This is a genomic window from Nostoc sp. (assembly GCF_036916655.1).
Taxonomy (GTDB): domain Bacteria; phylum Cyanobacteriota; class Cyanobacteriia; order Cyanobacteriales; family Nostocaceae; genus Nostoc.
This window is the reverse complement of the sequence record NZ_JBALFY010000101.1, coordinates 14225-27198: the sequence shown is the minus strand read 5'-3', so window position 1 is coordinate 27198 and position 12974 is coordinate 14225. Positions and strand designations below refer to the sequence as shown.

Annotated in this window: 10 protein-coding genes; 6 read left to right on the top strand and 4 right to left on the bottom strand. The window is 42.9% G+C overall.

Annotation, left to right across the window (positions count from 1 at the left end; translation table 11 throughout):
• Positions 1-207: 207 nt before the first annotated feature.
• The 3 genes from metH (at position 208) to rpmB (ending at position 6442) form a co-directional block, all read left to right on the top strand.
• Complete coding sequence (gene metH, locus V7L31_RS27420) at positions 208-3735, top strand: methionine synthase (protein ID WP_334699167.1); 3528 nt, start codon at positions 208-210, stop codon at positions 3733-3735.
• 315 nt (positions 3736-4050) lie between these two features.
• Positions 4051-6036 (top strand): molecular chaperone HtpG, encoded by a 1986-nt coding sequence (gene htpG, locus V7L31_RS27415; protein WP_334699166.1) that lies wholly within the window; start codon positions 4051-4053, stop codon positions 6034-6036.
• 169 nt (positions 6037-6205) lie between these two features.
• A complete protein-coding gene (rpmB, locus tag V7L31_RS27410; protein ID WP_292718775.1) occupies positions 6206-6442 on the top strand; it encodes a 50S ribosomal protein L28 in 237 nt (78 codons plus the stop codon).
• Positions 6443-6684: 242 nt separating this feature from the next.
• Here rpmB and V7L31_RS27405 read toward each other — a convergent pair whose 3' ends face one another.
• Positions 6685-7335 (bottom strand): DsbA family protein, encoded by a 651-nt coding sequence (locus V7L31_RS27405; protein WP_334699165.1) that lies wholly within the window; start codon positions 7333-7335, stop codon positions 6685-6687.
• Between the two features lie 550 nt (positions 7336-7885).
• Here V7L31_RS27405 and V7L31_RS27400 point away from each other — a divergent pair.
• The 3 genes from V7L31_RS27400 to V7L31_RS27390 are packed head-to-tail and all read left to right on the top strand — an operon-like array spanning position 7886 to position 8982.
• On the top strand, positions 7886-8095 hold the full coding sequence (locus V7L31_RS27400) for a DUF2997 domain-containing protein (RefSeq protein WP_179067273.1): 210 nt from the start codon (positions 7886-7888) through the stop codon (positions 8093-8095).
• A 39-nt stretch (positions 8096-8134) separates the two neighbouring features.
• Positions 8135-8521: a DUF1257 domain-containing protein gene (locus V7L31_RS27395; protein WP_012406942.1), complete on the top strand. Its 387-nt coding sequence runs from the start codon at positions 8135-8137 to the stop codon at positions 8519-8521.
• Positions 8521-8982 carry a ferredoxin gene (locus V7L31_RS27390; protein WP_179067272.1) on the top strand — a complete coding sequence of 154 codons (462 nt, stop codon included), beginning with the start codon at positions 8521-8523 and terminating at the stop codon, positions 8980-8982. The genes V7L31_RS27395 and V7L31_RS27390 overlap by 1 nt, the downstream gene beginning before the upstream one ends.
• 166 nt (positions 8983-9148) lie before the next feature.
• Here the strand turns inward: V7L31_RS27390 and V7L31_RS27385 are convergent, their stop codons facing one another.
• The 3 genes from V7L31_RS27385 to V7L31_RS27375 form a co-directional block, all read right to left on the bottom strand.
• A complete protein-coding gene (locus V7L31_RS27385) occupies positions 9149-9433 on the bottom strand; it encodes a YiaA/YiaB family inner membrane protein (protein WP_292854330.1) in 285 nt (94 codons plus the stop codon).
• A gap of 267 nt (positions 9434-9700) precedes the next feature.
• On the bottom strand, positions 9701-11341 hold the full coding sequence (locus V7L31_RS27380; protein ID WP_334699164.1) for a DUF4335 domain-containing protein: 1641 nt from the start codon (positions 11339-11341) through the stop codon (positions 9701-9703).
• A gap of 230 nt (positions 11342-11571) precedes the next feature.
• Positions 11572-12177: a DUF3038 domain-containing protein gene (locus V7L31_RS27375; protein ID WP_334699163.1), complete on the bottom strand. Its 606-nt coding sequence runs from the start codon at positions 12175-12177 to the stop codon at positions 11572-11574.
• Positions 12178-12974 lie beyond the last annotated feature (797 nt).

Here is a 12974-nt window from a genome sequence, read left to right as displayed (position 1 = left end):
CTAAAAAACGCATTTAGCCCAGGTCGGTGTGGGCTTTGTTTGTGTAGCCGCGTACTCCTGCAAAGAAGCAAGCTACACGCAGTGTGCCGCAGGCAATTCCATTCGCTAAGGCGCTCTTTATGAAGTGCTGCAAAAAATATCACAATTTGGGAAAATAATAAAGTAAGTCGAATATTATACGACTAACCCAAATTCTTCTAGGAAAATATGACTCATTCTTTCCTTGAACGCCTGCGTAGTCCAGATAGCCCAGTCCTCGTCTTCGACGGGGCGATGGGAACCAACTTACAAACCCAAAACCTGACTGCTGAAGATTTCGGCGGCGCACAGTATGAAGGTTGTAACGAATACTTAGTCCACACGAAACCCGAAGCTGTCGCTAAGGTTCACCGCGACTTTCTCGCTGCTGGTGCAGATGTCATTGAAACCGATACCTTTGGCAGTACGTCCCTGGTGCTGGCAGAATATGACTTGGCAGACCAAGCGTATTACCTCAGCAAGACAGCCGCAGAATTGGCGAAGCGTGTGGCTGCGGAATTTTCCACGCCAGAAAAACCCCGGTTTGTGGCTGGTTCTATCGGCCCCACAACGAAACTCCCCACCTTGGGACATATTGACTTTGACACCATGAAAGCTACTTTTGCGGAACAAGCAGAGGCGCTGTGGGATGGTGGTGTCGATTTATTTTTGGTGGAAACTTGCCAAGATGTACTGCAAATTAAGGCGGCGCTGAATGGTATTGAAGAGGTATTTGCTAAGAAGGGCGATCGCAGACCGTTGATGGTGTCTGTGACAATGGAAAGCATGGGCACAATGTTGGTTGGTTCCGAAATCAGTGCGGTGCTGACAATTTTGGCACCTTACCCAATTGACATTCTCGGTCTAAACTGCGCCACAGGCCCAGACTTGATGAAACCACATATCAAGTATCTATCAGAACATTCACCTTTCATCGTTTCCTGTATTCCCAACGCGGGTTTACCTGAAAACGTCAGCGGTCAAGCGCACTACCGCCTGACACCGTTAGAATTACGGATGTCATTGATGCATTTTGTTGAAGATTTGGGTGTCCAAGTGATTGGGGGTTGCTGTGGGACGCGTCCAGAACACATTCAACAATTGGCAGAACTTGCTAAAGACCTGAAGCCAAAAGTTAGACACCCAAGTTTAGAACCAGCAGCAGCATCAATTTACACCACTCAGCCTTACGACCAAGATAATTCCTTCTTGATTGTTGGCGAACGTCTCAACGCCAGTGGTTCCAAGAAGTGCCGCGATTTGCTAAATGCCGAAGATTGGGATGGACTCGTTTCAATGGCGAGGGCGCAAGTCAAAGAAGGCGCACACATCCTCGATGTCAACGTCGATTATGTGGGACGTGACGGCGTGCGGGATATGCACGAATTAGTTTCGCGCATTGTTAATAATGTGACACTGCCTTTAATGCTTGACTCCACCGAATGGGAAAAAATGGAGGCAGGTTTAAAGGTTGCCGGTGGTAAGTGTTTGCTGAACTCCACCAACTACGAAGATGGGGAACCGCGCTTTTTGAAAGTGCTGGAGTTAGCGAAAAAATACGGTGCTGGTGTAGTCATTGGTACTATCGATGAAGATGGGATGGCGCGGACAGCAGACAAAAAGTTTGCGATCGCACAGCGCGCATACCGTCAAGCTGTAGAATTTGGCATACCTCCTACAGAAATATTCTTTGATACCCTGGCGTTACCAATTTCCACCGGGATTGAAGAAGACCGAGAAAACGGTAAAGCCACCATTGAATCCATCGGGCGCATTCGTGAAGGATTGCCTGGATGTCATGTAATTTTGGGTGTTTCCAATATTTCCTTTGGTTTAAATCCAGCCTCGCGGATGGTGCTGAACTCAGTGTTTTTGCACGAAGCGACGACGGCGGGAATGGATGCAGCCATTGTTAGCGCTAACAAAATTTTACCGTTATCGAAGATTGATGCCCGCCATCAAGAAATTTGTCGGCAGTTGATTTATGATGAGCGGAAGTTTGAGGGTAATGTTTGCGTTTACGATCCCTTGGGAGAGCTTACCACAGCCTTTGCTGGGGTGACAACTAAGCGCGATCGCTCCTTAGATGAAAGTCTCCCCATCCCAGAACGTCTCAAACGCCATATCATCGACGGCGAACGCATTGGCTTAGAAGAACATCTGAAAAAAGCCTTAGAAGAACATCCCCCGTTGGAAATTATCAACACCTTCTTGCTAGATGGCATGAAAGTTGTCGGGGAATTATTCGGTTCTGGACAAATGCAGCTACCCTTCGTCTTACAATCTGCGGAAACCATGAAAGCGGCGGTGGCGTTTCTAGAACCGTTCATGGAAAAATCGGAATCAGGTAACAATGCCAAGGGAACCTTTATCATTGCCACAGTTAAAGGCGATGTCCATGACATTGGTAAAAACTTAGTGGATATCATCTTGTCTAACAACGGTTACAAGGTGATTAACCTGGGAATTAAGCAGCCAGTAGAAAACATCATCAATGCTTATGAACAGTACAAACCTGATTGTATTGCCATGAGTGGTTTGCTGGTAAAATCTACCGCCTTCATGAAAGAGAACTTGGAGGTATTCAACGAAAAGGGCATTAGTGTCCCTGTGATATTAGGTGGTGCGGCGCTGACTCCCAAATTTGTCTATGAAGATTGCCAAAATACCTACAAAGGTAAAGTCGTTTATGGCAAAGATGCCTTTTCTGACTTGCACTTCATGGATAAATTAATGCCAGCAAAGGCAACTAATAACTGGCAAGATTTGCAGGGATTTTTGAACGAAATCGAAACGGCTGAAGTTTCGACGAATGGTAACAAAGAACCAAAAGCGACAACTGCTGAAGAAACATCTACTGAACCAAAAGTAGTAGATACGAGACGTTCTGATGCGGTGGCGATAGATATTGAACGTCCCACACCGCCTTTCTGGGGAACGAAGTTATTGCAGCCTAGTGATATTCCCATCGAGGAAATATTCTGGCACTTAGATTTACAAGCTTTAGTTGCTGGACAGTGGCAATTCCGTAAACCAAAGGAACAATCTAAGGAAGAATATCAGGCTTTCTTAGCGGAGAAAGTGTACCCAGTTTTAGAAACTTGGAAACAGCGAATTATTGAAGAGAATTTGTTGCATCCCCAAGTGATTTATGGATATTTCCCTTGTCAAGCCGAGGGGAATTCTCTACATATATATGACTCAGAGAACCAATCACAACAGGTTACAACTTTCGAGTTTCCCAGACAGAAGTCTTTAAGGCGGCTGTGCATAGCAGATTTCTTTGCACCGAAGGAGTCGGGAATTATTGATGTCTTCCCGATGCAGGCGGTAACTGTAGGGGAGATTGCCACAGAGTTCGCCCAAAAGCTGTTTGCTGCTAATCAATACACCGATTATCTGTATTTCCACGGCATGGCGGTACAGGTAGCGGAAGCTGTAGCTGAATGGACACACGCCAGAATTCGCCGGGAGTTAGGTTTTGTTGCTGAAGAACCGGATAATATTCGGGATATATTGGCACAACGCTATCGAGGTTCGCGGTATAGTTTTGGGTATCCAGCTTGTCCGAACATTCAGGATCAGTATAAGCAACTGGAGTTATTGCAGACTGACAGGATTAACTTGTATATGGATGAAAGTGAACAACTTTATCCAGAACAGTCTACCACTGCGATTATTGCTTACCACCCATTAGCAAAATACTTTAGCGCGTAGAATCTGACCCTAATACCCAACCCCCCGATAAATTGGGGGGTTTAATTCAATTTTTAAACGCAGAGGGGCGCAGGGGAAAGCGCAGAGGGACACAGAGGTTTGCTTTGAAAATCGGGTGTCGGGAGTAGGGAAATCCGAATCAGAAAATGGGGGCAAACAATGCTCAAAAAAGGTGCGATCGCCTAAGTTATGCTTTTAAAATCCTAATTGGTATCATGTCCTTCTGTGTTCTCCGGGTTTATCCTGGAAAACAGATGGCTAGGTTGTATTACCTACTATCATCGTTTCAGATACTAACATCGAAAACTACCAATTATGCTAGAACAAGGCACTATCAGTATTCATACTGAGAATATTTTCCCGATCATCAAGAAGTCGCTTTACTCAGATCACCAAATCTTCTTGCGGGAACTGGTATCCAACGCTGTAGACGCCATCCAAAAGCTGAAAATGGTATCCCGCGCCGGCGATTATGCTGGAGATATCGGCGAACCAGAAATTGAAATTGCCATTGACAAAGATAAGAAAACTCTATCCATCTCCGATAACGGTATCGGGATGACCGCAGATGAAGTTAAGAAATATATCAATCAGGTTGCCTTCTCTAGTGCTGAAGAATTTATTAATAAGTATGAAGGCAAATCAGATCAACCGATAATCGGCCACTTCGGTCTTGGTTTCTACTCTTCCTTTATGGTGGCGCAAAAGGTAGAAATTGATACCCTATCCTATCAAGAAGGGGCGCAAGCGGTTCACTGGTCTTGTGATGGTTCTCCAGCTTTCACTCTTGAAGAATCTTCTCGGACAACTCGCGGTACTACTATTATTCTCAGCCTGCAAGGAGAGGAAGAGGAATTTCTCGAATCAGCACGAATTAAGAATCTTGTCAAGACTTATTGCGACTTTTTACCAGTCCCAATTAAACTCGATGGCGAAGTAATAAATAAGCAAAAAGCACCGTGGCGAGAGTCTCCGAGTAATCTGACTCAAGAAGATTATTTAGAGTTTTACCGCTACCTCTATCCTTTTCAGGAAGAACCTTTGTTATGGGTACATCTAAATACTGACTATCCCTTTATCATCAACGGGATTTTGTATTTTCCCAAAATGCGACCAGATGTAGATGTTACCAAAGGGCAGATCAAGCTATTTTGCAATCAAGTTTTCGTTAGTGACAACTGCGAAGAAATTATCCCACAATTTCTGATGCCGATGCGGGGTGTGATTGATAGTACCGATATTCCCCTGAATGTATCGCGGAGTGCCTTGCAGGGCGATCGCACCGTGCGGAGAATTGGTGATTATATTGCCAAAAAAGTAGGCGATCGCCTCAAAGAACTTTTCCGCGATAATCGTGAACAATACATTAGTGCGTGGAAAGACCTCGGCACTTTCGTAAAATTTGGCGTTCTCAACGACGAGAAATTCAAAAAACAAATCGAAGATATCATCGTCTTCCGCACCACTGCCAAGCTGACAGAAAAAGTTGCTGCTGAAACGCCAGTGGTTGAAGTCCAATCTTCAGACGGGGATGCTTGGCAAGATGTCACTCCTTCACCCAGTTCTGACTCAGCACCCATAGCTCCCTATACTACGCTGAAAGAGTATCTAGAACGCAACAAAGAACGCAACGAAAACCGAGTTTTCTACAGCACCGATGAAACAACCCAATCTACATACATAGAACTGCACAAAAATCAAGGTTTGGAAGTCCTGTTTATGGACTCCTTCATCGACACCCACTTTATCAACTTCCTAGAGCGGGAATATCAGGATGTCAAGTTTACACGGGTAGACTCAGATTTAGATAATACTCTGCTCGAACAAGATAAAGATAAGGAAATTGTCGATCCCAAGACGAATAAAACTCGGAGTGAGACGATCAAAGAGTTATTTGAGAAATCCCTCAACAAACCCAAACTCAACATCCGCACCGAAGCTTTGAAATCAGACGATCCTCAAGGTACACCACCTGCGATCGTGCTTTTACCAGAGATTCTTCGCCGCCTGCGCGAAATGAACGCCATGATGCAGCAAGGAACAGCAGAGTTTCCCGAAGATCACGTTTTGCTAGTGAATACTGCTCACCCGCTGATTCAAAATCTGGCAAATCTGAACCAAGGTAGTATTATTCAAGGTGACGGTGAATCGTCTACAAATCAGTTAGTCAACTTGATTTGCCAACACGTCTACGATTTAGCGCTGATGTCTCAGAAAGGATTTGACGCTGAGGGAATGAAATCCTTCGTCGAGCGATCGAATGACGTACTCACCAAGCTGACGGAACAAGCTAGTAAGTAGTGCTGTTAGCGGTAGCGGGGCGTTTAGCCCGTGCTGAGTGGGAAGTTAGGAGTTAGGAGTTATTTCTCCCCTGCTTCCCCTGCTTCCTCATCTCCCCATTCACCACTTCTGTTGCCTTAGACCTAAAATGGAAAGGCTGTATTAAAATAACAATCTGGAGATATTTGCTATGTCCCGTCGCTGTGAACTAACTGGTAAGAAGGCAAATAACGCTTTTGCTGTTTCCCACTCCCACCGCCGTACTAAACGCCTTCAGCACGCTAATCTGCAAAACAAGCGTGTTTGGTGGGAAGGCGGAAATCGCTGGGTGAAGTTAAAGCTGTCTACTAAAGCAATCAAAACCCTACAAATTAATGGGTTAGAAGCAATGGCAAAAGAAGCTGGCATTAATCTAAATCATTACTAAGTAATGTGGATTTCATAACCCGTACTTTTGTAGGGTGTAATATTAGGTGATTCGTCGGGGCGCACAGCTAGCTGTGCGCCCCTAATGTTTATTAGCAGGCTTTATTTTGAATTATGTTAACAGCAAGAGAGAAATATAGGAATCCGTTTTGATTTGGAGAACTTACTTGCGTAGCAAGGAAACTCTTAACGGGGAATAGAAGCGACTAGATGTGTACTGGTAAAAATTCTGGGTGAGATGTGTTAAATTACACATAATTCTTTTACCTTTTCTGCTACCCAATCAACACGATCCTTTCCCCAAAATCTCTCGCCTTCGACTACCCAAGTCGGGACTCCGGGACAACCAAACTGTTCGTATTCTGCTAAAGCTGCTACTGCTGCCTGTTTGGCTGCCTCACCGTATGCTAATTCTAGAATGCGATCGCCATTCAACCCAACATCATTTGCAACTTTCCGAATCACAGACTCATCGTTGACATCAAGTTGGTCGATGTACGTCGCTCGAAAAAAAGCGGCATCAAGCAAATGCTCTTTCCCTGTTCCACAAGCAGCGTAATAGGATCTGGCCGGAAGTTCTTCACGACCAAGCTGCATTTTCTCCCAACGCTTCACCCATCTCGCAAATTCTTCAAACCCTTTGAGCCGAATTTCAATACCGTACTTTTTCGCCCACCGCAGACAATCTTCTTTGTGATACGAAGATAATAGGGCGTTTTCAGTTCGTCCTTGCAGGTCAACTACCTTTATACCCCGCTCCTTCGGAATATATATTGGTCGTCGTTCAATATCAACAGGTAAACCCTGCAATGCTTTTTCGGCAAGAGTAATACCAATATAAGAATTTGACGAGTGGTATATCGAGTAGGAGTACACTTTGATTCGCGGCGACATCTTAGCTACCTGACTTATAATATTAACCCAAGTTGCTAGTTAATATACTAAATGCGATCGCATTAATCGACAGACACAAAAAATCTACAATTTAATAACCCGTAACTTTGATTAATACAATGCCTACTTACGTATACACTAGTATCTTGCTGTAGACTAACACTGCGCTGTATCTAACCTACTAAAAGACAATAAGGTAAATCGAATGGTAATAATTAAAGTTTTTCAAGAAATTTTATATTTTTGTGAATTTACTTGCTGCCTATACTACCTCTAATGCTTATTTATAGGACATTTGCAGCTTACTTAGCTAGCTTCAGTAGTTGCCTTGACTAATCAATGAGGTTAAGAGAAACTAACTAAATACTGATGTATGTGCTTATAATACTAATAAGTTTTGCAAAGATTCTGAGACATATATGTTGAAAGATGGAACATTAGTTAACAAATATCAACTTTGTATCTAAGTAAAAATGTTCCTACGGCTATATTTGTAGCCTTCTGCTAAGACAGTACAATTTAAGCGTACTTATCCTGGTTGGCCAAAAGCATGGAGACATTAGAGTTCATAATCTATCCAGACGGTCGGGTACAAGAGAAAGTCACTGGCATTGTGGGTGCTTCTTGTGCTGAGGTTACAGCAGCAATAGAGGCACAGTTGGGGCAAGTACTTAATCATGAGCCAACCTCAGAATATTTCGCCGCCAAGGTGCAGCAATCTAATCTGGCGAATACACACACCACTTACAGCGATTGGTAAGTTTTCACAGTAGTTTAGTGTTATTAATTCAGAACCACCATGTCACACTTTAGCCAAATTAAGACTCAAATCCGTAACCTTGATTCTTTGAAAGATGCTTTGACTGAATTGGGCGTAGACTGGAAACCCGGCCCACGCGAAGTCCGTGGCTATCGCGGTCAAACCCATCCTGCGGAAGTTAGTATTGAGCAGGAAAATGGCTACGACATCGGTTTTAGATGGAACGGCAAAGAATATGAATTGGTGGCTGACTTGCAATATTGGCAGCAAGATTTGTCTGTAGACGGATTTTTGCGCCAGGTAACACAGCGTTATGCTTATCAAACAGTTGTGAAAGAAACTGCTCGTGTTGGTTTTCAAGTCTCTGAACAACAAAAAAATGAAGATGGTTCAATTCGCCTGGTAGTACAGCGCTGGAGTGCGTAATGGCTGATTTTCTGCCGTCACCGGAAGAACAAGAAGATAACCGTTCCGGTTTGGAACCAGAACTAGGGGGTTTTTTACGAGATGCTCCAGAACGTTCTGGTTTAGAACCGGAATTGGGCGGTTTGCTGCGACAAAATGGTGTTTATGTTGATGAAATTACCTGTATTGGTTGCAAGCATTGCGCTCATGTTGCGCGTAACACCTTTTATATTGAACCAGATTACGGGCGATCGCGCGTAGTTAGGCAAGATGGGGACGCTGAAGAAATTATCCAAGAAGCAATTGACACTTGTCCGGTTGATTGCATTCATTGGGTTGATTACACTGAACTGAAAAATTTAGAAGAAGAGCGCAAATATCAGGTAATTCCTGTAGTAGGTTATCCGGTGGAACATGCAGTTGCAGCTAGCGAGCGCCGGCGTAAAAAACAAAAGTTAAAAACCAAAAAATCTCGTTATTAAGATAAAAACGTTAAATCAATATAATAAAGGACTGGTATATCCAGTCCTTTTGTTTTTCGTCATATACAGCACAATACAACAAAAAGATTTGTAGAAACGGCGATTTATCGCGTCTTCAAAAACTAATTATCTACAGCCTTTTAATCCAAAATTACGATAATTGCCTTCATTTGAAACTTAGAGGATCGTGCTGTGAAAGCAATTTTTCTACCTTCGCCTCGTCTAACCTAGCAGTTAATCTTCTAGTTTCATGCAAGTCTCTAGTAGTTTTCGCCAAAGTAAAAGTTGAGCCAACAGAGAAAGCTAAACCCATACCCATAAAGCCTTTCACCCAGCTATCTACAGGTAAGTTTACAATACCGAAGGTGGTCATAGAAATTGACAACATAAAAGCTGCCCAGGTTTGAATAATCCAAGCTGCACTATCTTTTTGATTACCAACTGTTTGCATATTTCCTACCTTTGACATTAACTATTTATACCAATTACTAATTAAAAAATTTAAGATTTAATCTGGGTTTCCAGACTTTTATCTGTAGTTGAATTTGGGATAATTGGTATTAACAGTAATTGTATTGACTGGTAGGTTTACTGGTATCAATATTAAGACCAGTTTGATAACTGGACTTCAAAAGCAAGCTCAAGAGCAATTTGATTAATAGAAACTGGCACAAGATTTGTACCAGTTCTACAAGTGTCATTAAACGGATTAGTTTACTTACTCATCTGGAAAAGTCTGTACCTTACCATCAGGACTGAGAACAACTCGAATTCTGACATTTTGTCCGCGTTTATTGGCGGAAACAAAAGGTTTACCAACTTCGGGCATCCCAGCGCTATCAACAAATTCTCTTGCTGCCCTATTCAGGGGAAAAATTCGTTCAACAGTGCCATCAACACCAACTATCAAACTGTACTCTAATGTTTGTGCTAGTCCAGTGGGTGGTTGCCAACGCTTTATTAGATATTCTCTAGCTTCTGCTACTTGAGGTGTATCAAATAATGTGCCAGTCGCTACTTCTCTGGATGTGGGAGATTTGCGTGTGTCCCCTAATTGATCGATAAAAGGATTATTCTCGGCAGTTCTAGATGAGGGAACTTGGGAAGTAGGTTTCTCTACAGAAGAAGGTTGCTGTAGAGAATTGATTCTTTCATTTAGCTGTTGTTGTGAGTTGAGTTGGGAGGGTTGGGTAGGAGCATTGACACGATTATTATTGGGTATGGTGTCAAGAGATGGGGGAAGAACTGGTGAGATATTAGTCGGTAAGCTGCTGGCGTTAGAAGATAGTCTCGGTGGCAAGTTTCGCAGTCGAGGGATAGTACCGGGTTGGGAACTTGACCTTGTAGGATTTTGCCCCAGATTTGGTAATATGGCAATTTCCTGACCTGGGAGTTTTTTGCTAGATGGTGCGTTAGAAAAGCTCGCCGGAGGCATCGCACTATTTTTGGGAAGGGTTGCAGTCGTACCCTGAGGTATTGTCAATACATTTAGAGGTGGGGGCGTAGAGAAACTAGAAGAACTAGGGGCTGTTAGAGGTGCTTGGGGTAAAGTGGATGTGGCAAGTGGAGGGGTAGAACCTAGCAAGTTATCTGATGGATTGATTGGAGTGGTTAGTCCAGGATCGGGCGTAGGAAAGTTTAGTGAGGATGAAGGTTCTAAAGCAGTCTTTACCGCTGCTGAATCTGATGTTTTGGCTGTTTGCTGTTGCTTTTCTCTCAGATTGTTAGCATATTGCCAAGTAACTGGTAAAAAACCTATACCTATTACTAATACTGCGGCAATAGGTGCCCAAGTCGGGAATCTCAGAGTCGAACTAGTGTTGTTGAGAGTTGGGAGTGCCATCACATCAGTCGAGTATTCATCTAAAGCGCTTGCCAAATCGAATAGTTGCAGCAGACTGAGTTGAATTACAGGGCCAGATGAGTAGTTGGCAAGAGAACCGAGAAATAGATTGTGAGTTAAATAGCTGCTTGGTTCTAAATAAATATTTGCCCCTGGAATCTGGGTATTAAAGGCATTTAATGTTTTTGTTGAAGACTTTAATTCCGGCTCATCCAATACTGTGCTTGACTGCTGAGTACCAGAGAAACTGACCCAAAAGCTTTCTGGAGACTGTTGGAGAAATTGCTGTACGTAGCTAGTGACAGCATCACATAAAACTTCGAGTTGCTCGCGATCGCCCCGAATTGGAATTCTGTTTTCTTCTGGTAATCGGGGATCGTCAAAACGTAACTCAAAGCTTAGGTGTTTGAGGACAGTTTTACCCATCCAACGGGACAGAGGTGAACTTTGCGCGAATACTTCTAGCGTGCAAGTCGGTGGTGTGTAGCGACGAATGACAGAATTTGATAGAGGCATAGCAGGAACAACTTGGAAGACTATTTGGGATTTTGCAAAAAATTGAGCGAAAAGTTGGAACGCCGGACTCCTCCACTCAGAACTTTGTCAGGTTCCTTCAGTTATGCAAACTGGCGTGGAAGGAGGAAACAGTGTTGACAGTGCATCGCCCAAAAAGCTAACGACCATCAAAAGGGTTTTTCGATCTAGCAAACAAATCGCAAGTAAATTTTGGTTGAGAAATTTCAAATCTAAAATTTTGTTGAACGGTCTATAAGTGCTAGCCAGAGACGGCGATGCCCACCAGCAGCACTGTAAAAAAGTAAATCTACAAGCAGTTTTAAAGCCAGGTTGGTTAGTAAATCCGTTGAGATTTTCTCGTCCTCTTCCATCCGCTCTTGGTAGGTGTTGCAAAAAGCATCAATATAGTCTCCAAGTAAAGCAGCCTGGTGAGGTTCCCGGTTATTTTCTGCCATTTGTTCTAACAGACCGACAGCGCGGCGAATCAATTCTTGGTGCTGTTTGGCTAGATAGCAGATGATCAAAACAAGCGATCGCGCTTCTTCGACATCTAGCTTTTTCCGCCCTCCTTGACCTTTGCGTAGGGGATTTGACTGGCGTAGTCGCCATAAAGCTACGCGGTCTGGCACTCTTGACTCTAAATTCAGATCGGTTGCCGCCGAAAGCATTGCCTCTGAACCAATCCCAGTTAAGGTTTCTAGCGCCAACAGTATCAAGTCTAATTGGGTTTTGATATTGTCCCATTGGACTGTGTTTGGGGCTGGAAGCTTGATTAAATCCTCCCACTGGGAATTTGGATTGGCTGAGTTGGTGGCCGAGTGCATAACTTTTAGCATAGGTGATCAAGCTGATAGGGGATGTTGCTGTTACCCATTTTGAAACCAGACTCTTCAGAATCAAGGTTGGTTTCCCATAGCTAAGAGCCAAAGGCTTCAGCTAGTTTTTTATGTGGTAAACAGCAGGTATCTTTGTCCTACTCTAGATGAAAATTTATTTTGGACAAAGTAGAAAATTATCAATTCTAGTTAAGGTTTACTTGACTTTTGCTGCTAGCTCCGTACAAGAGTATTAATAAACTATTGTTTTAAATGCTAACTGCTAATTATCACTAAGTAATTATTTAGAATACCTCATAATTTATTTGCAACTGGAAATTTTGAAATTTCTTGATATTTATTACTTGGTCTTCATGTATACATAATTACTATACAAATCTTTTGCCTATTTGCTAAAGGCGTTTCTTACTACTAGACATAATCCACCCCATTTTGCTTGTGTGTAGCCTGTTATTTCAAGACAGGCTGGGTAACATCAGGATGATTGATGTCTCCATGAAACTGATGACCAATATTAATAATTCATAATTCATAATTAAACCAAGGGTATTGCTCTATACCCTTGGTTTAAGGGCTACTGGCAAAAATTTTGGGTTTTCGAGACGCGATAAATCGCCGTCTCTACAAATCTTTTTGTCTTATCTGAATTTTTAATTCAGTGATCTTAAATCTAGGGTATGAGCATATTGTCAATAATTCAGATGTCAATCTCAATAAAGCCTCGGATAATCACATTCATGCCTACTTATTGAGGTATTCTAGGCGATCGCTTTGACCCACAAAAAATCAATCAAGTG